Origin of the sequence: Janthinobacterium sp. SUN137 (genome assembly GCF_030587265.1) — a bacterium.
Taxonomy (GTDB): Bacteria; Pseudomonadota; Gammaproteobacteria; order Burkholderiales; family Burkholderiaceae_D; genus Janthinobacterium; species Janthinobacterium kumbetense.
In genome coordinates this window covers 126,119-147,603 of sequence record NZ_JAPWHZ010000003.1, presented here as the reverse complement: position 1 = coordinate 147,603, position 21,485 = coordinate 126,119, and the positions used below count along the sequence as shown (strand labels likewise).

The window sequence follows — 21,485 nt, the reverse complement described above, 5'->3', positions numbered from 1 at the left end:
CCCGTTTTGCAACGGAGGAATGGCATCATGGCACATTATGGAAGCGGCACCGAGTATGGCTTGCATTGCCTGCTGTATCTGGCGCAGCCGCTTGCCGAGCCTGCCAGCAGCCGCGACCTGGCGGAATTGCAGGGCATTTCCGTCTCTTTCCTGGCAAAAATCTTCCCCAAGCTGGAAAAGGCGGGCATCGTGACGGCATCGGAAGGCATACGCGGCGGCTACCAGCTGGCGCGTCCGGCGGCCGAGATCAGCGTGCTCGACGTGGTGGACGCCATCGAGGGGCCGAAACCGCTGTTCGATTGCCAGCAGATCCGCAGCCGCTGCACCCTGTATGAAGGCGAGCCGCCCGGCTGGATGACCAGCGGCGTGTGCGGCATCCATGCCTTGATGCTGCGCGCCGAGAAAAGCATGCGCGCCGAGCTGGCCAAGACGACCCTGGCGGACCTGGCGCAAGGCGTGGGCAGTGCGGCGCCGGCCGGCTTTGGCGAGGATTTGCAGGGCTGGTTCAGCGGCCGAGTGCAGGTGCGCAGCGAAGCGCGCATCGCCGCCGTGCGCGGACCGAAGCCGCGCCGCGTCAAGGGCGATGCCGTCTGACGCCAGCGACCTTACGGCTTCAATAGCATGGTATCGACGAGGCTGCCGATCCAGCACGCCACCAGCACACAAACGGCCACCGTCATGGCGGGGCCGTCATGGGCCGACAGCGCATCGACTTTTTCCACGATCAGCTGCACGTCGAGGGGCAGGGCGCCGCTGTCGATCTGCGCCATAACTTGATCCAATCGTGCCATGATCTGGCGCAATACGAGCACCAGCGCGATCAGCGCGGGCACAATGAACAGGCAGCCGCGCGCCTTGCGTTTTAATAAGAAATGCCCGCTGCCGGGAAACACGAGGCCCGACAGCAGCAGGGCCTGCGTGCGTTTGGATATGGATGAAGGTGAGGGGGAGCCGCTCATGCGTGCCTTGTGTAGGGGTAAGAGCGGCCCATCATACTATTGCCAGCCGAATTTGCGCAGGTACACGCGTTTCATGAACGTCGTCAGCAGTGTGTAGCAGACGAGGATGCCCAGCAGCCATGGGAAGTAGCCCAATGGTAAGGCTTGCAGCTTGAAGTAAGTCGCCAGCGGACCCATCGGCAGGAAGACGCCCACGGCCATGATCAGGGTCGTGGCCACCAGCAGGGGCACGGAGGCGATGCTGTCGATGAAGGGCAGCTTCGGCGTGCGGATCAGGTGCACGATCAGGGTTTGCGTCAACAGCCCCACGACGAACCAGCCGGACTGGAACAGGGTTTGCTGTTCCGGGGTATTCGCGCCGAACACATGCCACATCAGGATAAATGTGCTGATGTCGAAGATCGAGCTGATGGGGCCGAAAAACACCATGAAGCGGCCGATGTCGCGCGGGTTCCAGCTCAGCGGCTGCTGGATCAGTTCGGCGTCGACATTGTCGAACGGGATGGCGATCTGCGACACGTCGTACAGCAGGTTTTGCACCAGCAAGTGCAGCGGCAACATGGGCAGGAATGGCAGGAATGCGCTGGCCACCAGCACGGAAAACACATTGCCGAAGTTCGAGCTGGCCGTCATGCGAATGTATTTGAGCATGTTGCTGAAGGTGCGGCGGCCTTCCAGCACGCCTTCTTCCAGCACCATCAGGCTCTTTTCCAGCAGGATGATGTCGGCCGCTTCCTTGGCGATATCGACGGCGGAATCGACGGAAATGCCGATATCGGCCGCGCGCAGGGCGGGCGCGTCGTTGATTCCGTCGCCCATGAAGCCGACGATGTGGCCATTGCCGCGCAGGGCGCGCACGAGGCGCTCCTTGTGCAGCGGGCTGAGCTTGGCAAACACCGTGTTGTCCTCGGCCGCTTTCGCCAGGGTGGCGTCGTCCATGTCGTCCAGTTGCGGGCCTTGCAGCACGCCATGCACGGCCAGGCCCACTTCGCGGCAAATCTTTGCCGTCACGAGGTGGTTGTCGCCCGTCAACACTTTCACGGTCACGCCGTGTTCCGCCAGCGCGCGCAGGGCGGGCGCCGTCGATTCCTTCGGCGGATCGAGGAAAGCGACATAACCGATCAGCGTGAGCGCCGTTTCATCGGCCACGCCGTACACGGTTTTATGGGGCGGGACTTCCTTGACGGCCACGGCCACCACGCGCAAACCTTCCGCGTTCAGGCCATGCGTGGTTTCCAGCACCTTGTCCAGCAGGGCCGCGTCGAGGGGAATATTCACGCCGCCCAGGCGCAGGTGGCTGCAGGCGGCGAGGATTTCCTCGACGGCGCCCTTGCAGATCAGTTCATGGTGATCATTCTTTTCGGAAACGACGACGGACATGCGGCGGCGCACGAAATCGAACGGGATTTCATCGACTTTGACATAGTCGCGCGCCAGCTGCATTTCCGTCTGCAATTCCACGTGGTCGAGCACGGCGCGGTCCAGCAGGTTTTTCAAGCCCGTCTGGTAGTGGCTGTTCAAATAGGCGAATTGCAGCACTTCATCGGATTGCTGGCCGAACACGTCGGTATGGCGCTCGAGCACGATCTTGTCCTGCGTCAAGGTGCCCGTCTTGTCCGTGCACAACACGTCCATGGCGCCGAAGTTCTGGATGGCGTCCAGGCGCTTGACGACGACTTTCTTTTTCGACAGTTTCACGGCGCCCTTGGCCAGCGTGCTGGTGACGATCATGGGCAGCATTTCCGGCGTCAGGCCGACCGCCACGGACAGTGCGAACAGGAACGCTTCCATCCAGTCGCCCTTGGTCCAGCCGTTGATCAGGAAGACGAGCGGCGCCATCACGAGGGCAAAGCGGATCAAGAGCCAGCTGACGCTGTTCACGCCCGCCTCGAACGCCGTCGGCGTGCGCTCGGTGGCCGTCACGCGCGTGGCGATGGTGCCGAAATAGGTGCGGTTGCCCGTAGCCAATACCAGCGCCGTGGCGGCGCCGGAGATCACGTTCGTGCCCATGAACAGCAGATTGGCCAGTTCCATGGGATCTTTGCCATGGGCGTCGGCCAGTTCGGCCATCTTTTCCACGGGCAAGGATTCGCCCGTCATGGCGGCCTGGCTGACGAACAGGTCTTTCGCGGACAGCAGGCGGCAGTCGGCGGGGATCATGTCGCCGGCCGACAGCACGATGAGGTCGCCCTGCACCAGCTGGCGGATAGGCAGCTCGACTTGCTGGCCATTGCGCAGCACGGTGGCTGTATTGCTGACCATGGCTTTCAGGCGCTCGGCGGCCCGGTTCGAGCGGCCTTCCTGCACGAAACGCAGCAGGGTCGACAAGATCACCATGGTGCCGATGACGATGGTCGCCTTCGGGTCTTCCGTCAGGTAGGAAACGATGGCCAGCACGGTCAGCAGCAGGTTGAACGGATTCTTGTAGCACAGCCACAGGTGCTGGTACCAGGCCAGCGGTTTTTCATGTTCGACCTCGTTCGGACCCGTTTGCGCGCCGATCACTTGCGCTTCGGCATCGCGCAAGCCTTCCAGGCGCGTGTGCAGGCGGTTCAGGGCGCTATCGAGGTCTTCATGGGCGGCGGCCAGCAACTGGCGCGCCAGGTGGTCGGGCACGGGGCGGGCCGTGCTGTTTTCCAGCGGCATGGCGCGGCGGCGGAAGTTGCCTGCCGTATGGCGCTTGCGCAGGAACGATTCGAATAAGCGGGTGAAGAGATTCATTGCTCTTCCTTTCACGACGAGGTGTTGACGGGCGGCGCAGCCGCAGGCAAGACTTGCGTGCCGCCAAAGCACGATAGTGCTGGCGGGCAATCCGGGTCAGTAGCCGGTCGCGATCGGAAAGAGGGGGGAGAGGCGTGCGGCCATACTGGCCGCGCGAGACACCGCACCTTGCTCAGCAAGGCACGGAGGAAAGAGAGTTCCGCGTTGCTTGCTGTTTAGCTGCCGAGGCAATCGCCGATACAAGATCGGCTACTGTCACTAGAACAAGTACCCACGTGGGACTCCGTAAATGAATAATGGGGGCATCTTATGCACATGCTGCAAGAGTGTCAACTGAAGAAATCTTAGGTTTCCAAAGTGTAATGTGACTGTGGCAGGCCGCATGCTCAGCCATGTTGCGTGGCCATCGCCAGCGAATCGGACAATATCTGCCACAGCGCCGCATGACGCTGCTGCAGCGCGGCGCCGCCCGCGTAGATCAGCTCTACGTGCAGGCTGTCGACGATGCCCAGGTAGGCTTGCGCATACAGGTCGATGCGCTGCGACGATAACGTGGGCGCGAGACGGGCCAGGCTCTGCACGTAATACTGCTGCAGCTGCGCCAGCAAGGCTTCGTAGCCCGTGCCCACTTCCACGCGCAGGGGGGCGGGCGGCAAGTAGGCCGTGCGCAGCAGAAAGCGCAAATGGGCCGAATCCGCATAGCGCTGCGCCATGCGGTCGCAGTACAGGGCGCCGGCTTGCTGGCCGCCGGGCGCCGCCAGCGCCGCTTCGTCGGCGAAGCAGCTGTCCATGAAGGCTTGCTCTTCGGCCAGGGCGTCGGCAAACACGTCGAGGAAGAGGGCGTCCTTGCCGGCGAAGTGCGAATACAGCGAAGCCTTGCGCATGCCCGCCTGCGCGGCGATGTCGCTGAGGGACGAAGCGTCGTAGCCGTGTTCCGAAAAGTGGACGACGGCGACGGCACAGATATTATCGGCCGAGGCCGAGCGTTTTTTCATCATGGGGGTGATATGGGGTGAGGCGTCAGTGCGCTCCCAGGCTGCTGGCATGGACCGGATGGACGCGCGCAGTGGCCAGGGTCAGCCATGATACCAGCAGGCCGGCCACGGTCAAGAACAGCAGCCACGGCAGCGGCCCCCATTCCGACAGGCTGGCCGCCAGCGGCGTGGCCAGCGACGACAAGGTCATCTGGATGGCACCCAGCAGCGCGGCCGTGGAACCGAGCGCACGCTGCTGGGAACCCATGGCCATGGCCATCAGCGCCGCTTCCGCGATGCCCAGGCCAAACAGGGCCACGAACATGCCCGGCACGACAGCGGCGATGCCTGCTCCTGCCCAAGCGCCGAGCAGGGCCAGCCCCGCGCCGCCCAGCATGGCCGCGCTGCCCGCCACGCAAAGGCGCGCCACGCCGTGCTTTTCCACCAGGCGGCCGCTGGCCATGGCGCCCAGCAGCACGGCCACGCCCGTGGCGCCGAACACGAGGCCGAAGCTGCCCGCGGACAGGCCGAAATCGCGCTGGTACACGAGCGACGCTCCGCCGATATAGGCAAACAGGAAAAAGAAAGTGGCGGACAGGGCCAGTGCGGGCAGCAGGAAGGCGCGGTCCAGCGCGATGCGCGCATACGTGCGGTGCATGCCGCGCGGCGCGACGCGTCGGGCCGCTGGCAGGGTTTCTGATAGGAACAGCGCGCTATTGAGCAGGGTCAAGAGACCCAGCGCGGCCAGGGCCAGCATCACGGCGCGCCAGCCGTAGTGGGCGTCGAGCAAGCCGCCCACGGCGGGCGCCAGCACGGGCGCCAGGCCGACGATGGTCATCAAGAGGGCAAACAGCTGCGCCGCTTTGACGCCATCGGCCACGTCGCGCACCATGCTCATCACCACGACCAGGGTCAGCGCGGCGCCCAGACCTTGCAGCAAGCGCGCCAGCAGCAGGGTGCTCAATTGATCCGCCTGCGACGCCCACACGGCGGCAAGAATGTACACGGCGATGCCGGCCAGCAGCGGACGGCGCCGGCCCAGCATGTCGGTCAGCGGCCCGCACAGCAATTGCCCGCCGCCCAGGGCCAGCAGGAAAACCGTCAGGCTCAGCTGCACGTTCGCATACGAGGTGTGCAGCTCGCGCGCCATGGCGGGCATCGAGGCCAGGTACATGTCGATGCCGGCCGGGCCGAGCACGGCCACCAGGGCCAGGGAAGCCGCCAGCCCGAGACTGGCGGCGGGGAGAGTGGTTTGCTGCTGCATTGCGCTTCCTTTGTATCGTCAAAAAACACGGCATGGACATTGCCGTCTTTTTTATTGTACACTGACTACCTACCGATAGGTAGCCAACTCAATAAAGGCAAAGGATGACGACGATGATGAACGTAACAATGGCGGCTGCGCCGTATCTGCGGGGAGAGCGGTCATGACGGAAGTGGGAATTTCGCTCAGCGGCGTGGCCGTGGCCTTGCTGTTTGCCGCCTGGAGTTCGCACCGCGCCCGCTGCGAACGGCGCGATGTCGTGCTGCTGACGATGCTGGGCACCGCCCTGGGATTGCCGGGCGCGGCCTTGCTGGCGCTGTAGCGCGGCGCATAAAAAAAACGGCAGACCTTGCGGCCTGCCGTTCTGTGTTCCTCCTGCCCGGCTAGCCGGGCAGATGGCGTTTACTCTTCTTCGTAGGAACTGATCGGTGCGCAACCGCAGAACAGGTTGCGGTCGCCGTACACGTTGTCGGCGCGGCCGACCGGCGGCCAGTACTTGCGCTGGCGCAAGGAAGCGACGGGGTAGGCGGCGATTTCGCGGCTGTACTTGCGTTCCCAGTTGTCCGACATCAATACCTGTGCCGTGTGCGGCGCATTTTTCAACGGGTTGTCGTCGTGGTCGAATTCACCGCTGGCGACCTTGGCGATTTCCGCGCGGATGGCGATCATGGCGTCGATGAAGCGGTCGATCTCCACTTTCGATTCGCTTTCCGTCGGTTCGATCATCAGGGTGCCCGGCACGGGGAAGCTCATGGTCGGCGCATGGAAACCGAAGTCCATCAAACGCTTGGCCACGTCTTCGTTGCTGATGCCGGTGGCGTCCGTGATCGGGCGCAGGTCCAGGATGCACTCGTGCGCGACCAGGCCGTCGTGGCCCGAGTACAGCACGGGGTAGTGCGGCGCCAGGCGGCGCGCGATGTAGTTCGCCGCCAGGATCGCCGTCTCGGTGGCGGCCGTCAAGCCTTCCGCGCCCATCATGGCGATGTACATCCACGAAATCGGCAGGATGCTGGCCGAGCCGAATGGCGCGGCGCTGACGGCGCCGATGCCGGCAGCATCGCGCTGGTAGCCCGAGGAACGCTGGTTCGGCAGGAATTTCGCCAGGTGGGCGCCCACGCCGATCGGGCCGACGCCCGGTCCGCCGCCGCCGTGCGGGATGCAGAAGGTCTTGTGCAGGTTCAGGTGGGACACGTCGCCGCCAAACGAGCCGGGAGCGGCCACGCCGACCAGCGCGTTCATGTTGGCGCCGTCGATGTAGACCTGGCCGCCGTGCGCGTGGATGATCTCGCACAGTTCCTGGATGCCTTCTTCAAACACGCCGTGGGTGGATGGGTAGGTGACCATCACGCAAGCCAGGTTGGCGCTGTGCTTTTCCGCCTTCGCCTTCAGGTCGGCCAGGTCCACGTTGCCGTTGGCGTCGCAGCTGGTGACGACCACCTGCATGCCGACCATGTTGGCCGAGGCGGGGTTGGTGCCGTGCGCCGACGAGGGAATCAGGCAAATGTTGCGATGGCCTTCGCCGCGCGACTCGTGATACGCCTTGATCACCAGCAGACCCGCGTATTCGCCCTGCGAGCCGGCGTTCGGCTGCAGCGAGACGGCCGCGTAGCCCGTCAAGGCGCACAGCATCTCTTCCAGCTGCGAAATCATCTCGCGGTAGCCGACCGTTTGCGCGTCCGGCGCGAACGGGTGGATATTCGAAAATTCCGGCCAGGTGACGGGAATCATTTCGCTCGTCGCGTTCAGCTTCATGGTGCACGAACCGAGCGGGATCATGGTGCGGTCCAGCGCCAGGTCCTTGTCGGCCAGGCTGCGCAGGTAGCGCAGCATCTCGTGTTCCGAGTGGTAGCTGTTGAAGACGGGGTGGGTCAGGTAGGCGCTCTCGCGTGCCAGGTTGGCCGGCAGCGCGCTGGTCACATTTGCTTCCACGCTGTCCAGGTCCGGGGCGGCAGGCGCGTTGGTCAGGCCGTGCGCGAACACTTTCCACAGCAGCGCGATATCGTCGCGCGTGGTGGTTTCGTCGAGCGACACGCCCACGTGGGTATTGTCGATCTTGCGCAGGTTGACGCCGTGGTGCATGGCCGTCGCGTGCAGCTGCGCCGCATCGGCGACGTTGATGGTCAGGGTGTCGAAGTAAGTCGCATTGACGACGCCATAGCCGAGGGTCTTCAGGTTGGCCGCCAGCACGCCCGTAAAGCGGTGCACGCGGCGGGCGATCTGCAGCAGGCCGGCCGGGCCGTGGTAGACGGCGTACATCGAGGCCATCACGGCCAGCAGCACTTGCGCCGTGCAGATGTTCGAGGTCGCCTTTTCGCGGCGGATATGCTGTTCGCGCGTTTGCAGGGCCAGGCGGTACGCCTTGTTGCCTTGCGCATCGACGGTCACGCCCACCAGGCGGCCCGACATATTGCGCTTGAATTCATCGCGCGTGGACAGATAGCCCGCGTGCGGGCCGCCGAAGCCGAGCGGCACGCCGAAGCGCTGGCTGTTGCCGACGACGACGTCGGCGCCCCATTCGCCCGGAGGCGTGAGCATGGTCAGGGCCAGCAGGTCAGCCGCGACGATGACCATGGCGCCGTTCGCGTGCAGTTTTTCCACGCCGGCGCGGTAGTCGCGCACGACGCCGTTCACGCCAGGGTATTGCAGCAGCACGCCGAAGCAGGCGTCCAGCGACTCGATTTCTGCCGGATCAAACGTGCGCACTTCGATGCCGATCGGCTGGGCGCGCGTCTGCACCACTTCCAGCGTTTGCGGCAGCACGTCATTGGCCACATACAGCACGTTCGACTTCGACTTGCCCACGCGCTGGATCAGGGTCATCGCTTCGGCGGCGGCAGTGCCTTCGTCCAGCATCGAGGCGTTCGAGATGCCCATGCCGGTCAGATCGGTGATTACTTGCTGGAAGTTCAGGATCGCTTCCAGGCGGCCTTGCGAAATCTCAGGCTGGTAAGGCGTGTACGCCGTGTACCAGGCCGGATTTTCAAAGATGTTGCGCAAAACGACACCGGGCGTGAATGTGTTGTAGTAGCCTTGGCCGATCAGGGATTTGAGAACCTGGTTCTTGCCGGCGATGGCTTTCAGGCGCGACAGGGCTTCCTGTTCCGGCATCGGCTGCGAATACGCGCCCAGGGGCAGGGCGCCCTTGTTGCGGATGTTGGCCGGTACCAGGGCGTCGATCAGCGCGGCGCGCGATGGATAGCCGAGGGTCGCCAGCATGGCTGCTTGTTCGGTGTGGGAAGGGCCGATGTGGCGGGCGATGAAGGCATCGCGTGCTTCGAGTTGGGTCAGGCTGGTGCGGGTCATGATATAGAGGCCAAAAAAGACTGAAAAACCGGGATGCGGCGCGCGGGCGCAGCGCAGAAAAAATGCAAACGGGCCGCGATTGCGGCCCGTGAGTCAAACGCGATTACGCGCCGGTGGTGGCGCCATAGGCGGCAGCGTCGAGCAAGCCGTCCAGGGCCGACACGTCGGCTGGCTTGATCTTGAACAGCCAGTTGGCGTAGGCGTCGGCATTAATCGACTCGGGCGAGTTGACCACGTCGTCGTTGACGGCCACGACTTCGCCGGCGATCGGCGCGTAGATGTCGCTCGCTGCCTTGACCGATTCCACCACGGCGGCGTCGTCGCCGGCGCCGTAGGTGTTGCCCACGGTTGGCAGTTCGACGAAGACGATGTCGCCCAGGGCGTCCTGCGCGTACTCGGTGATGCCGACGGTGATCGTGCCGTCGCCTTCAAGGCGTACCCATTCGTGGGAAGCGGTGTACTTCAGGTCTGCAGGAATGTTCATGTGTGGCTCCAGATGGTAAGTGTTCGTTATTGATTATGGTTGTACGGTCTTGCGGGCGGCTCTATAAAACCTTACGCAGCCAGGATTTTACCGTTACGCACGAAAGGCAGCTTGACGACGGAAGCGGCCAGCTGCTTGCCGCGGATTTCCACGTGCACGGTGTCGCCCACGGCGACGCCGTTCGGCACGCGCGCCAGCGCGATCGCTTCCTGCATCGTCGGGCTGAAGGTGCCGCTGGTGATTTCGCCCGTGGCTTCGCTGCCGGCGATGATGACTTTCTGGTGGGCGCGCAGCACGCCGCCTTTTTCGCGCAGGATCAGTCCGACGAATTGCGCGTTCTGGCCCTTGGCCAGCAGGGCCGCCTTGCCGATGAAGTCGCGCTCGCTGACGAGGTCGATGGTCCACGCCAGGCCCGCGTCGAGCGGGTTGACGGTTTCATCCATGTCCTGGCCGTACAGATTCATGCCCGCTTCCAGGCGCAGGGTGTCGCGCGCGCCCAGGCCGGCAGGCTTGACGCCGGCCGCCGCCAGGGCGTTCCACAGCGCTTCCACCTGGGTGGCGGCCACGCCGATTTCAAAGCCGTCTTCGCCCGTGTAACCGGTGCGCGCCAGCATGACTTCGCCGAAAGCCGTGTCCTTGACGATGACGACATTGAACGGCTTGATGGCTTCGGAGGCGGCTTGCGTTTCCGGCAGCACTTGCCACACCTTGGCGCGCGCGTTCGGGCCTTGCACGGCTACCAGGGCCATCGGATTGTTGGCATTGCGGCGTTCGGTGATCGTCAGGCCGCTGTTGGTGTTGGTGTTTTGCTGCTGCATCCACGCCACGTCTTTTTCAGCCGTGCCCGCGTTGACGACGAGGCGGAACCAGTTTTCGTTGAAGAAGTAGACGATCAGGTCATCGATGACGGTGCCTTCGGCATTGAGCATGCACGAGTACAGCGCCTTGCCCGACACTTGCAGCTTGTCAACGTTGTTGGCCAGCAAGCCGCGCAAAAAGGCGCGCACGTTCGGACCTTCGATATCGACCACGCACATATGGGACACGTCGAACATGCCGGCATCGCCGCGCACGGCGTTGTGTTCTTCGATTTGCGAGCCGTAGTTGACGGGCATGTCCCAGCCGCCGAAATCGACCATGCGGGCGCCGAGGGCACGGTGGGCGTTATTGAGTGGGGTCGCTTTGAGCGTCATGGATTCCTCGGGACGAAGGTAAAAGGGGAGTTAACAAAACATAGAATAGCCAAACACGGCTTTCCAGCGTGATCACTGACCCCCCTGTCCTTTGTACCTGAGAGATTACGGGGGCTTGCCCCGTGCGCCCCTTCGGTGGGCCGCCGGCAATAGCCGCGGCCGCTCTCCAGAGTTGAGCTGAAACGTGTCGCCAAAGCAACAGCTTCAGTCCGCCTGATCGGTCCTTTTGCCTGAGAGTTTTTGGGTAGTGCCCCTTCGGCGGCAACGCTGGTTTGCCCTCTCCCGATCAAGTGGGAGGAATATATGCCAGCAGGGTGTTTCTGTCAATCTGAAAAGACGTTGCCAAATTGCAGCAAAAGCCCCGGTTTGCGGGGCTGTCAGGGGGCTGGAGACGCCGCAAAAGGGCGCCCGGACGCGCGGGAATGCGCTATGATGAAATTCTGGCTTTCTTGCGGGTGCCTGCCATGAACACTACACAAAGCGAGACGCAAAACAACACCGAGCAGCACGGTTACTTTACCCTCTCGGGCGACGTCAACAGCGATATGGTGCGGCGCGTCTTCAACGCCGCGGCCGACATCACGGAAGACAAGCTCACCACCGCGCACATCCTGATCCAGTCGAACGGCGGCTACGTCAGCGACGGCATCTGTCTGTACAACTTCCTCAGCAAGTTGCCGCTCGACATCATCACCTATAACGCGGGCGCCGTGGCCTCCATCGCCGTCACCCTGTTCCTGGCGGGGCGGCGCCGCCATGCCAGCGACACGGCCCGCTTCATGGTGCACAAGTCGCATGCGACAGCCTCGCCCGGTTCCCGCCCCGACGCGCTCAGCATCATCGTCGAGGGCTTGCGCGCCGACGACATGCGTACCGAGCGCATCCTGCGCGGCCACGTCAGCCTGACGGAAGAGCAGTGGCAGGTGCATGCGTATTCCGACCTGCACCTGACGGCCGACCAGGCGCTGGAAGTGGGCATGATCGAATCGATCCGCGACTTTGCGCCGCCCAAGGGCAAGCGCCTGACGAATATCTGACGCCTGCCGCGCCATGGCGGGCCGATGGTTTCAGCGTGGAAAGTTTGTAATCGAATGTAATTCTTCGCTGCAGCACAGCAAAAGCCGCGCGGAACAGGGCAGAGTCGTGGCATAGTGCAAGCTGATCATGAAATAAGTGCAGGCGCGATGACTTGGTGGAATGGGATTTCTTTTGCGGCCGATATGTCCGTGATGGGGCCGGCTGGCGTGGCGATTGCCCTGTGGCTGCTCGTCTCGCGCCAATGGCGCCTGGTGCTCAGCTGGAGCCTGTGGTACGGCGGCGGCCTGGTCCTCGTGGTGTTGTCGAAGCTGGCCTTCATGAGTTGGGGCGTGGGCAGCAGCGCGCTCGATTTTACGGGCTTCAGCGGCCATGCCATGCGCGCCGGCGCCGTGTTTCCCGTGCTGATGTATGTGCTGCTGCAGCGGGCCGCACCGCGCTGGCGCCATGCCGGCGTGCTTGTCGGCGTGGCCTTTGCCGTGCTGGTGGCCATTTCGCGCGTGGTCGTGCATGCGCACAGCGTGTCGGAAGCCGTCAGCGGCTGCGTGCTGGGCCTGGCGCTGGCCCTGGGCTTCATGTGGAGCGCCCGCGGCGCCGTGAATATCGCCGTCAGCCATGCGCTGGCCCTGGCCAGCCTCGTGCTGATGATGGGGCTCAGCTTCAAGGCGGAGCCCATGCCGACCGAGCAATGGCTGCAAAAACTGGCCCTGGCGCTGTCCGGTCATGAGCGTGTTTTTTCCCGCGAAGACTGGAAACTGGCGCAGGATGGCCGCCCAGCCCCGTAAGGCGGGGCACGCCGGCGCCTGGCGCTGCGGTTTTTTGGCCAGAAAAGCATCAGGAAATGGTATGATGAACCACTCCCTGCGGTGAGTGGATAGACTGTTGCCGCAAGGGTGGCCAAGGTGGCCATGAACTGAATATGAACCGGGTTCACCCAAATATAACCGCCAGCATAGGCCAGGAACTCTAAAACACGTGCGTCTCTCTTCCATCAAGTTGTCGGGATTTAAGTCTTTCGTCGATCCCACCAATTTCCAGGTGCCAGGCCAGCTCGTGGGCGTGGTCGGGCCGAATGGCTGCGGCAAGTCGAACATCATCGACGCCGTGCGCTGGGTGCTGGGCGAATCGAAAGCGTCGGAATTGCGCGGCGAATCGATGCAGGACGTCATTTTCAATGGCTCCACCCACCGCAAACCGGCCGGGCGCGCTTCCGTGGAACTGGTGTTCGACAATAACGATGGCAAGGCGTCCGGCCAGTGGGGCCAGTACGCCGAGATCGCCGTCAAGCGCACCCTGACGCGCGACGGCACCTCCACCTATTACATCAATGGCCAGCCCGTGCGCCGGCGCGACATCCAGGATATCTTCCTTGGCACGGGCCTCGGTCCGCGCGCCTACGCCATCATCGGCCAGGGCATGATTTCGCGCATCATCGAATCGCGCCCGGAAGAATTGCGCGTCTTCCTCGAAGAAGCTGCCGGCGTGTCGAAATACAAGGAACGCCGCCGCGAGACGGAAAACCGCTTGCAGGACACGCGCGAAAACCTGTTGCGCGTGGAAGACATCTTGCGCGAACTCAATGCCAACCTGGAAAAGCTGGAAGCGCAGGCCGCTGTCGCCACCCGTTTCCACGCCTTGCAGGCGGACCAGGAAGAAAAACAGAAGCTGTTGTGGCTGCTGCGCAAGAACGAGGCGCAAAACGAGCAGACGCGCTATTTCCGCGAAGTGGAACAGGCGCAGACGGACCTGGAAGAGCAGACGGCCAAGCTGCGCAACGTGGAACTGACCCTGGAGCAGATGCGCCAGGCGCACTTTGCCGTAGGCGACCGTTTGCATACGGCGCAAGGCCATCTGTACCAGACGAATGCGGAAATCGGCAGCCTGGAAGCGCAGATCAAGTTCGTCATCGAATCGCGCGCCCGCCTGCAGGCGCAGCTGGCCACCCTGACGGCCCAGCGCGACCAGTGGACCAGCCAGGGCGGCGAATACCAGGAACAGATCGAAGAGGCGGAATTCCACCTCGAAGAGCTGGCTGCGAAGGTGGAACAGTCGCAAATGATGGCGGAACAGAAGGGCGAGCAATTGCCCGAGCTGGACGCCGCCTGGCGCGCCGCGCAAAACAAGAGCACGGAATCGCGCGCGCGCATCATGCAGGCGCAGCAGCAACTGGAACTGGAATCGGCGCACCAGCGCAACGCCTCGAACATCCTGGCCAGCCTCTTGAGTCGCCGCGAGCGCCTGCAGCAGGAAAAGAACAGCCTCAGTCTGCCCGACAGCAGCCACCTGGAAAACCTGAAGCTCCAATTGGAAGAAAAGCAGCAAACCCTGGAAGAGCAGGGGTTCTACCTGGAAGAGGCGCTGGAGCAGCAGCCAAAGCTGGAACAGGAACGGGCCGAGGCGCAGGCGCAAGTCAATGCCGAGACGGCGGCGAATGCCCAGCTGGAAGCGCGTCTTTCCGCTTTGAAACAATTGCAGGAACGGGTACAGACGCAGGGCAAGGTCCAGCCATGGCTGAAAAAGCACGAGCTCGACACCTTGCCGCGTCTGTGGCAAAAGTTGCAGATCGAAGCGGGCTGGGAAGCGGCCATGGAATCGATCTTGCGCGAGCGCACGTCGGCCTTGCAACTGTCGAATATCGACTGGGCCAAGGCCTTCTTTGCCGACGCGCCGCCGGCCAAGCTGGCCCTGTACGCGCCATCCACGGTGGCGCCCCTGCCGCTGCTGGAAATCGCCGGCCTGAAACCGTTCCTGAACTTGTTGAAACTCAACGATCCGGGCTTGCGCGGCTTGCTGCAGGATTGGCTGTACAACGCCTATGCCGTGGAAGACGCGGCCGAAGCGCTGGCCGAACGCGCTAAATTGCCGCCGGGCGGCTATTTCGTCACGCGCGCCGGTCACGTCGTGACAGCCACCAGCGTGCGCTTCTATGCGGCCGATTCGGAGCAGGAAGGCATGCTGGGCCGCCAGCAGGAAATCGACAATATCGGCAAGCAGTTGCGTGCCCAGCAATTGCTGGCCGAAGAGGCGCGCGCCCGCTCCGTGCGGGCCGATGCGGCCGTCGCCACCCTGACGCGCAATCTGTCCGACTTGCGCTTGCGCATACAGCAACTGACGTCTTCCGTGCATACTCTGCAACTGGACGTGGTGAAACTGTCGGAAGTGGAAGCGCGCTTCAACCAGCGCAGCACGCAGATCGGTGCGGATCTCGCCGAGATCGCCGCGCAGGAAGCGGAGCAGATGCAGACCAAGCTGGAATCGGAAGAGAAATTCGAACAGCTGGACATGGAGCTGGGCAACTTGCAGGAAGCGCACGAAGACGGCCACACGGACTTCCTGCGGAAGGAACAGCTTTTGTCCGAAGCGCGCGAAGCCTTGCGCGACCTGGAACGGGCCGCCAAGGATACGGAATACGCGGAAAAAGCCCACCGCGCGAAGATCGAGGAATTGCGCCGCAACATCGCCACGGCCAGCACGCAGGCGCAGCAAGTGACGGAAAGCCTGCAGGCGGGCGAACTGGAATTGGCCAACCTGGAAAGCGGCGCGGCCGCCGACGGCTTGCAGGACTTGCTCGAACGCCGCACGACGCAGGAGCGGGCGCTGGCGGACGCGCGCCACGAACTCGATCAAATTACGCAGCAGCTGCGCCTGTCCGAAGATGCGCGCACGCAATCGGAACGCAGCTTGCAGCCGCAGCGCGACAAGATCATGGAAATGCAGCTCAAGGAACAGGCTGCGCGTCTGAACCAGGAGCAATTCGCTCAGCAATTGCTGGAAGCGGGCGCCGACGAGGCCGCGCTGACGGAAAAATTGCACCCGGATATGCGTCCATCGTATCTGCAGGGCGAAGTCACGCGCCTGACGAATGCCATCACGGGCCTGGGCGCCGTCAACCTGGCCGCGCTGGACGAACTGGCGCAGGCATCCGAGCGCAAGAATTTCCTCGACGCCCAGAATGCCGACCTGACGGAAGCGATCAACACCCTGGAAGACGCGATCCACAAGATCGACAAGGAAACGCGCGACTTGCTGCAAGACACGTTCGACAAGGTCAACCATCACTTTTCCGAACTGTTCCCGATTCTGTTCGGCGGCGGCCAGGCCAGGCTCACCATGACGGGCGACGAGATTCTCGATTCCGGTGTACAAGTCATGGCGCAGCCTCCCGGCAAGAAAAATGCCACCATCCACCTGTTATCGGGTGGAGAGAAGGCGCTGACCGCGACCGCATTGGTGTTTTCCATGTTCCGCCTGAATCCGGCGCCGTTCTGCCTGCTCGACGAAGTCGATGCACCGCTGGACGATTCGAACACGGAACGCTTCTGCCGCATGGTCAAGCGCATGTCCGACCAGACCCAATTCCTTTTCATTTCGCATAACAAGATTGCGATGGAAATGGCCCATCAATTGATCGGTGTGACGATGCAGGAGCAGGGCGTATCGCGCATCGTGGCGGTGGACATGGAGTCCGCCGCAAATTTTGCAACCGAGGCACAAGCAGCATGACAGACCTTCAAATTACCTTGTTCGGCGCCGGCGGCGTCTTTATCGTCGGCGTTTTCTCGTACAACAAATGGCAGGAATACAAGGCCAAGAAAAGCGTGGAACGGGCTTTTTCCACCGACCACGACGACGTGCTGATGCGCGAGGGCGACGCCCCTGCCGTGGAAGCCCAGGAACCCGTGCTGCGCCAGGAACCGCGCTTCGACGCGGCGCCCGCCGCCAAGGCCGAACCGTCGTTCGGCGCGCCGCCCGCGGCCGTGGTGCCGGACGCGCCCGTGCATGCGGAACCGTCGCTGGCCGATGCCGACCCTGCACCCGCCGCTCCTGCCGCGCCGGCGCAGCCGGAAGTCAGCGCCGCCAGCGAGCAGGCGACCAGCCTGGTCGACCCGCTGATCGATTGCCTGCTGCCTTTGTCGCTGGAAGCGCCCGTGCGTGGCGACAAGATCCTGCCCGTGCTGCAAACCCTGCGCCTGGTGGGCAACAAGCCCGTCCACTTCATCGGTTTGCACGTGAATGGCGACTGGGAACCGATCACGCATGGCGGTGTCTATACCAAGATGCAGGGCGGCGTGCAGCTGGCCAGCCGCAGCACGGCCCTGAATGAACTGGAATACTCGGAACTGGTCACGCGCCTGCGCGGCGTCGCCGACGAGATCGGCGCCGAGCCGGAAGTGCCCGACATGATGGAAGTGATGGCCGAAGCGCGCAATCTGCACCGCTTCGTGGCCGGTCACGATGCCCAGCTGGGCGTCAACCTGCATACGAATGGCGCGCCATGGGCCATTTCCACCTTGCTGTTCGCGCTGGAAAAGCAGGGCTTCGACGTGCGTCCGGACGGCCGTTTCGTCATGCCGGACGGCGAAGGCGGCTATCTGTTCTCGCTGTCGACGAATGTCACCCTGGCCGAGGAAACGACGCCGCGCCTGACCTTGCTGCTGGACGTGCCATGCGTGGCGCCCGCGCGCGACGGCTTCGGCGCCATGGTCGCTTGCGCCAAGGCACTGGTGGGCCGCCTGGACGCCACCATCGTCGACGATTACAACCAGGCCTTGTCCGATGCGGCGCTGGCCGAGATCGCCGGCCAGGTGCAAGAGTTTTACCAGGAAATGGACGCGGCCGACATTCCGGCCGGTTCCACCCGCGCCCTGCGTTTATTTAGCTGAAGAATCCCGCAATAATGACTGATCCGATCAACCAGGACGCCGCCCAGCGGAATGCCGCTCAGCGCGTCCTGGCACTCACGGCCGAACTCAATCGGCATCTGCACGCCTACCACGTGCTCGACAATCCCACCATCCCCGACGCCGAGTACGACAAGCTGTTCGTCGAACTGCAGGCGCTGGAAGCGGCCCATCCCGACTTGCGCACGCCCGATTCGCCCACCTTGCGCGTGGGTGCGGCGCCCTTGCCGCAATTCGAGCAAGTCACGCACACGGTGCCGATGTTGTCGCTGAACAATGGTTTCACCGATGACGATATCGTCAACTTCGACCGCCGCGTGCGCGAAGGGCTGGACCTTGACGGCGCCGAAGTCGATTACGCTGCCGAAGTGAAATTCGACGGCCTGGCGATCAACCTGCGCTATGAAAACGGCCTGTTCGTGCAGGCGGCCACGCGCGGCGATGGCGCCACGGGCGAGGATGTGACGGCGAATATCCGCACCATTTCCGGCATCCCGCTGCGCCTGCATGGCGACAAGATTCCTGCCGTGCTCGACGTGCGCGGCGAAGTGATGATGTTCAAGGCCGATTTTGCCCGCCTGAACGAACGCCAGCGCGAAGCGGGGCAGAAGGAATTCGCCAACCCCCGCAATGCGGCGGCCGGCAGCCTGCGCCAGCTCGATTCGCGCATCACGGCCCAGCGCAAGCTGCGTTTCTATGCGTATGGCATCGGCGCCCTCGATGGCGCCGCCATGCCCGTGTCGCATTCGGCCTTGCTGGACTGGTACGAAACCCTGGGCATTCCCGTGTCGAAGGAGCGCCGTGTGGTGCAGGGCGCGCAAGGCTTGCTCGATTACTACGCGGACATCGGCGCGCGCCGTCCCGCCTTGCCGTATGAAATCGACGGCGTCGTCTACAAGGTGAACGCGACGGAAGACCAGCAAGAGCTGGGTTTTGTGTCGCGCGCGCCGCGTTTTGCGCTGGCGCACAAATTCCCCGCCGAAGAGGCGCTGACGCAGGTGCTGGGCATCGATATCCAGGTGGGCCGCACGGGCGCCATGACGCCCGTGGCGCGCCTGGCGCCCGTGTCCGTGGGTGGCGTGACGGTCACCAACGCCACCTTGCACAATGAAGATGAAGTGCGGCGCAAGGATGTGCGCGTGGGCGATACGGTTATCGTGCGCCGCGCGGGCGACGTGATTCCGGAAGTGCTGTCCGTGGTGCTGGAAAAACGGCCGGAACCGGCGCCGCCGCCGTTCAAGATGCGGGAAACGTGCCCCGTGTGCGGCTCGCACGTGGTGCGCGAAGAGGGCGAGGCGATTGCCCGCTGCTCGGGAGGCCTGTTCTGCTCGGCGCAGCGCAAGGAAGCGTTCCGCCATTTCGCGGGCCGGCGTATGATGGATATCGAAGGCTTGGGCGAACGTTATATCGATACCCTGGTCGAACTGGAATACGTGCACGGTCTGGCCGACTTGTACAGCCTGACCCTGGATAAATTGCTGGAAATGAAAGTGCGCGCCGACGAGCGCGACGGTTCGACGCCAGAAACAGTGCAACAAGGCAAGATTCCCACCAAGTGGGCGGAAAACTTGCTGGCCGGTATAGAAGCGAGCAAGCGCCCGCCGCTTGAGCGTTTCCTGTTCGCGCTGGGCATCCGCCACGTGGGCGAATCGACGGCCAAGACCCTGGCCGAGTGGCTCGGCAGCCTGGCGTATGTGCGGCAAGCGCCCGCGGCCTTGCTGCGCGTGCTGCCCGACATCGGCGGCACGGTCGCCGAGTCGATTGCCGATTTCTTTGCCGAAGAAAAGAACCAGCAGGCGCTGCAGGCGTTGCTGGACGCGGGCGTCGCGCCGCAAGGCGAACATGCGCCCAGCGCCAAGCTGCGCACGCAGCTCGAACAAACCACCTTGCTGGCCGCCATCGGCATCCCGAAGCTGACGGAGCCGCGCAGCAAGCAGCTGGTGGAGCGGGGCGTGACCCTGGCCAGCCTGGCCGCGCAAGGCGCCAGCTTCCATGCGGGCTTGCCTGCCGCCGTGGCCGAGTCGCTGGCGCAGTGGCTGGCCGATGAGGGCAATGTCAAGCTGCTTGGTCAACTGGACGCCCTGCGTCATGAATTACTGTCACAATTGCCTGAAATGCCAGCCGCTGGCGGCAAGCTGGACGGCAAGACTTTCGTCTTGACGGGCACCTTGCCCAATATGAGCCGCGACGAGGCGGCGGAGCTGATCGAAGCGGCCGGTGGCAAGGTCAGCGGTTCTGTTTCGAAGAAGACAGGATATGTCGTGGCCGGCTCGGACGCCGGCAGCAAGCTGGCCAAGGCCCAGGAACTGGGCGTGGCCATCCTCGACGAGGCTGGTTTGCTGGCCTTGCTCGCGCTGGATTAATTCTTAAAATATTACAGAAGACCCATGAAAAAAATCAGAAAAGCAGTCTTTCCCGTCGCCGGCCTGGGCAGCCGCTTCTTGCCAGCGACCAAGGCACAACCGAAGGAAATGTTGCCCATCGTCGATAAACCGCTGATCCAGTACGCGGTGGAAGAAGCCGTGGCGGCCGGTATCACGGAAATGATCTTCATCACGGGACGCAACAAGCGCGCCATCGAAGACCATTTCGATACGGCTTACGAGCTGGAATCGGAACTGGAAGCGGCCGGCAAGCGCCAGTTGCTCGACATGGTGCAAAACGTCATTCCCAAGCATATCAATTGCATTTACATCCGCCAGTCGGCGCCGCTGGGCCTGGGGCATGCCGTGCTGTGCGCCCGTCCCGTGATCGGCGACGAGCCGTTTGCCGTCTTGCTGGCCGACGATTTCATGGATGTACAAGAAGGCGTGCGCCCCGTGCTGGCGCAGATGACCGATGTCTTCCAGTATGAAAATTGCTCGCTGCTGGCCGTGCAGGACGTGCCGCGCGCGGAAACCAAGCAGTACGGTATTGTGTCGGCGAAGAATTATCAGCCCGACCTGGAGCTGGTCTCGGCCATCGTGGAAAAGCCCGCGCCCGAAGAGGCGCCGTCAACCCTGGCCGTGGTGGGCCGTTATGTGCTGACCAGCCGTATCTTTAACCATCTGGAAAATATCGGCACGGGCGCCGGCGGCGAAATCCAGTTGACGGATGGCATCGCCGCCCTGATGCGCGAAGAGCGCGTGCTGGCTTACCGCTACCAGGGGCAGCGTTATGATTGCGGCTCCAAGCTTGGTTACCTGAAGGCAACGACGGCGATGGGCATGAAACATCCGGAAACGGGCGCCGCCTTCCGTAGTTATCTGCAACAACTGCAAGCGACACTGGAAACAAAATGACGGTACGTGACATCCTCAAGATGGGTGATCCGCGCCTGCTGCGCATGGCCGAGCCCGTGCGTGAATTCGATACGCCCGAACTGCATGCCTTGATCGCCGACATGTTCGACACCATGCATGCGGCCAATGGCGCGGGCCTGGCGGCGCCGCAGATCGGCGTCAACCTGCAGCTGGTGATTTACGGCTTCAAGCAGAACCTGCGCTATCCCGATGCGCCGCAAGTGCCGGAAACCGTGCTGATCAACCCTGTGCTGACGCCTTTGTCGGAACGCAAGGAAGAGGGTTTCGAGGGCTGCCTGTCCGTGCCCGGACTGCGCGGCAGCGTGCCGCGCTGGAGCGAACTGCATTACGAAGGCGTGGACCAGTTCGGCCAGCCCATCAGCCGCGACTGCGACGGTTTCCATGCGCGCGTGGTGCAGCATGAAGTGGACCACTTGCACGGCATTTTGTATCCGATGCGTATCGTTGATTTTACGCAATTCGGCTACACGGAAGTCATGTTTCCTGACCTCGACCCGAACGACGACGATTGATCGGCGGCTGAGAAAACGCCCATGGCGGCGTTGCATTGCCTCGCCGTACTCTTCGTA

General features: G+C 63.2%; 16 protein-coding genes and 2 riboswitches. Of the genes, 9 read left to right on the top strand and 7 right to left on the bottom strand.

Annotation, left to right across the window (positions count from 1 at the left end):
- The first annotated feature begins 27 nt into the window (after nucleotides 1-27).
- Nucleotides 28-594 (top strand): Rrf2 family transcriptional regulator, encoded by a 567-nt coding sequence (locus O3298_RS15580; protein ID WP_289905349.1) that lies wholly within the window; start codon nucleotides 28-30, stop codon nucleotides 592-594.
- Between the two features lie 11 nt (nucleotides 595-605).
- Here the strand turns inward: O3298_RS15580 and O3298_RS15575 are convergent, their stop codons facing one another.
- From O3298_RS15575 to O3298_RS15560, 4 genes are all read right to left on the bottom strand, one after another.
- Entirely contained in the window at nucleotides 606-959 is a 354-nt protein-coding gene (locus O3298_RS15575) for a hypothetical protein (RefSeq protein ID WP_305059940.1), read from the bottom strand.
- 36 nt (nucleotides 960-995) lie between these two features.
- Nucleotides 996-3,680, bottom strand: coding sequence for a magnesium-translocating P-type ATPase (gene mgtA / locus O3298_RS15570; RefSeq protein ID WP_289913833.1), 2,685 nt, complete (start codon nucleotides 3,678-3,680; stop codon nucleotides 996-998).
- A gap of 386 nt (nucleotides 3,681-4,066) precedes the next feature.
- Nucleotides 4,067-4,678, bottom strand: a complete 612-nt coding sequence (locus tag O3298_RS15565) for a TetR/AcrR family transcriptional regulator (RefSeq protein ID WP_305055178.1) — start codon at nucleotides 4,676-4,678, stop codon at nucleotides 4,067-4,069.
- Between the two features lie 22 nt (nucleotides 4,679-4,700).
- A complete protein-coding gene (locus O3298_RS15560; protein WP_305055179.1) occupies nucleotides 4,701-5,918 on the bottom strand; it encodes a Bcr/CflA family efflux MFS transporter in 1,218 nt (405 codons plus the stop codon).
- A 163-nt stretch (nucleotides 5,919-6,081) separates the two neighbouring features.
- On the opposite strand from O3298_RS15560, the gene O3298_RS15555 reads away from it, so the two are divergent.
- A complete protein-coding gene (locus tag O3298_RS15555; protein ID WP_171985004.1) occupies nucleotides 6,082-6,240 on the top strand; it encodes a hypothetical protein in 159 nt (52 codons plus the stop codon).
- Between the two features lie 80 nt (nucleotides 6,241-6,320).
- Here O3298_RS15555 and gcvP read toward each other — a convergent pair whose 3' ends face one another.
- The 3 genes from gcvP to gcvT all read right to left on the bottom strand — a co-directional run bounded on the left by gcvP (nucleotide 6,321) and on the right by gcvT (nucleotide 10,898).
- Nucleotides 6,321-9,221 (bottom strand): aminomethyl-transferring glycine dehydrogenase, encoded by a 2,901-nt coding sequence (gene gcvP, locus O3298_RS15550; protein ID WP_099664341.1) that lies wholly within the window; start codon nucleotides 9,219-9,221, stop codon nucleotides 6,321-6,323.
- A 103-nt stretch (nucleotides 9,222-9,324) separates the two neighbouring features.
- Nucleotides 9,325-9,705, bottom strand: a complete 381-nt coding sequence (gene gcvH / locus O3298_RS15545) for a glycine cleavage system protein GcvH (RefSeq protein ID WP_077403327.1) — start codon at nucleotides 9,703-9,705, stop codon at nucleotides 9,325-9,327.
- Between the two features lie 71 nt (nucleotides 9,706-9,776).
- Entirely contained in the window at nucleotides 9,777-10,898 is a 1,122-nt protein-coding gene (gcvT, locus tag O3298_RS15540) for a glycine cleavage system aminomethyltransferase GcvT (protein ID WP_251349130.1), read from the bottom strand.
- A 74-nt stretch (nucleotides 10,899-10,972) separates the two neighbouring features.
- Nucleotides 10,973-11,078: riboswitch (glycine riboswitch) on the bottom strand.
- Between the two features lie 28 nt (nucleotides 11,079-11,106).
- Nucleotides 11,107-11,193: riboswitch (glycine riboswitch) on the bottom strand.
- A gap of 169 nt (nucleotides 11,194-11,362) precedes the next feature.
- On the opposite strand from gcvT, the gene O3298_RS15535 reads away from it, so the two are divergent.
- The 7 genes from O3298_RS15535 (at nucleotide 11,363) to def (ending at nucleotide 21,428) form a co-directional block, all read left to right on the top strand.
- Nucleotides 11,363-11,935 carry an ATP-dependent Clp protease proteolytic subunit gene (locus tag O3298_RS15535; RefSeq protein WP_289913826.1) on the top strand — a complete coding sequence of 191 codons (573 nt, stop codon included), beginning with the start codon at nucleotides 11,363-11,365 and terminating at the stop codon, nucleotides 11,933-11,935.
- Between the two features lie 147 nt (nucleotides 11,936-12,082).
- Nucleotides 12,083-12,718 carry a phosphatase PAP2 family protein gene (locus tag O3298_RS15530; protein WP_305059939.1) on the top strand — a complete coding sequence of 212 codons (636 nt, stop codon included), beginning with the start codon at nucleotides 12,083-12,085 and terminating at the stop codon, nucleotides 12,716-12,718.
- A 190-nt stretch (nucleotides 12,719-12,908) separates the two neighbouring features.
- Nucleotides 12,909-16,436 (top strand): chromosome segregation protein SMC, encoded by a 3,528-nt coding sequence (gene smc, locus O3298_RS15525; protein WP_305059938.1) that lies wholly within the window; start codon nucleotides 12,909-12,911, stop codon nucleotides 16,434-16,436.
- Entirely contained in the window at nucleotides 16,433-17,596 is a 1,164-nt protein-coding gene (locus O3298_RS15520; RefSeq protein ID WP_251349126.1) for a cell division protein ZipA C-terminal FtsZ-binding domain-containing protein, read from the top strand. The genes smc and O3298_RS15520 overlap by 4 nt, the downstream gene beginning before the upstream one ends.
- A 14-nt stretch (nucleotides 17,597-17,610) precedes the next feature.
- Nucleotides 17,611-19,977, top strand: a complete 2,367-nt coding sequence (gene ligA, locus O3298_RS15515) for an NAD-dependent DNA ligase LigA (RefSeq protein ID WP_305059937.1) — start codon at nucleotides 17,611-17,613, stop codon at nucleotides 19,975-19,977.
- Nucleotides 19,978-20,001: 24 nt separating this feature from the next.
- Nucleotides 20,002-20,895: a UTP--glucose-1-phosphate uridylyltransferase GalU gene (galU, locus tag O3298_RS15510; RefSeq protein WP_077403348.1), complete on the top strand. Its 894-nt coding sequence runs from the start codon at nucleotides 20,002-20,004 to the stop codon at nucleotides 20,893-20,895.
- The gene (def, locus tag O3298_RS15505; RefSeq protein ID WP_076569759.1) at nucleotides 20,892-21,428 is read left to right on the top strand and encodes a peptide deformylase; all 537 of its coding nucleotides are present in this window, start codon (nucleotides 20,892-20,894) and stop codon (nucleotides 21,426-21,428) included. The genes galU and def overlap by 4 nt, the downstream gene beginning before the upstream one ends.
- The last annotated feature ends 57 nt before the right edge of the window (nucleotides 21,429-21,485 follow it).

Coding starts and splice junctions, on each gene's coding strand:
- O3298_RS15580 (WP_289905349.1), top strand. CDS start 28: ATGGCACATTATGGAAGCGGCACCGAGTATGGCTTGCATTGCCTGCTG.
- O3298_RS15575 (WP_305059940.1), bottom strand. CDS start 959: ATGAGCGGCTCCCCCTCACCTTCATCCATATCCAAACGCACGCAGGCC.
- mgtA (WP_289913833.1), bottom strand. CDS start 3,680: ATGAATCTCTTCACCCGCTTATTCGAATCGTTCCTGCGCAAGCGCCAT.
- O3298_RS15565 (WP_305055178.1), bottom strand. CDS start 4,678: ATGATGAAAAAACGCTCGGCCTCGGCCGATAATATCTGTGCCGTCGCC.
- O3298_RS15560 (WP_305055179.1), bottom strand. CDS start 5,918: ATGCAGCAGCAAACCACTCTCCCCGCCGCCAGTCTCGGGCTGGCGGCT.
- O3298_RS15555 (WP_171985004.1), top strand. CDS start 6,082: ATGACGGAAGTGGGAATTTCGCTCAGCGGCGTGGCCGTGGCCTTGCTG.
- gcvP (WP_099664341.1), bottom strand. CDS start 9,221: ATGACCCGCACCAGCCTGACCCAACTCGAAGCACGCGATGCCTTCATC.
- gcvH (WP_077403327.1), bottom strand. CDS start 9,705: ATGAACATTCCTGCAGACCTGAAGTACACCGCTTCCCACGAATGGGTA.
- gcvT (WP_251349130.1), bottom strand. CDS start 10,898: ATGACGCTCAAAGCGACCCCACTCAATAACGCCCACCGTGCCCTCGGC.
- O3298_RS15535 (WP_289913826.1), top strand. CDS start 11,363: ATGAACACTACACAAAGCGAGACGCAAAACAACACCGAGCAGCACGGT.
- O3298_RS15530 (WP_305059939.1), top strand. CDS start 12,083: ATGACTTGGTGGAATGGGATTTCTTTTGCGGCCGATATGTCCGTGATG.
- O3298_RS15520 (WP_251349126.1), top strand. CDS start 16,433: ATGACAGACCTTCAAATTACCTTGTTCGGCGCCGGCGGCGTCTTTATC.
- ligA (WP_305059937.1), top strand. CDS start 17,611: ATGACTGATCCGATCAACCAGGACGCCGCCCAGCGGAATGCCGCTCAG.
- galU (WP_077403348.1), top strand. CDS start 20,002: ATGAAAAAAATCAGAAAAGCAGTCTTTCCCGTCGCCGGCCTGGGCAGC.
- def (WP_076569759.1), top strand. CDS start 20,892: ATGACGGTACGTGACATCCTCAAGATGGGTGATCCGCGCCTGCTGCGC.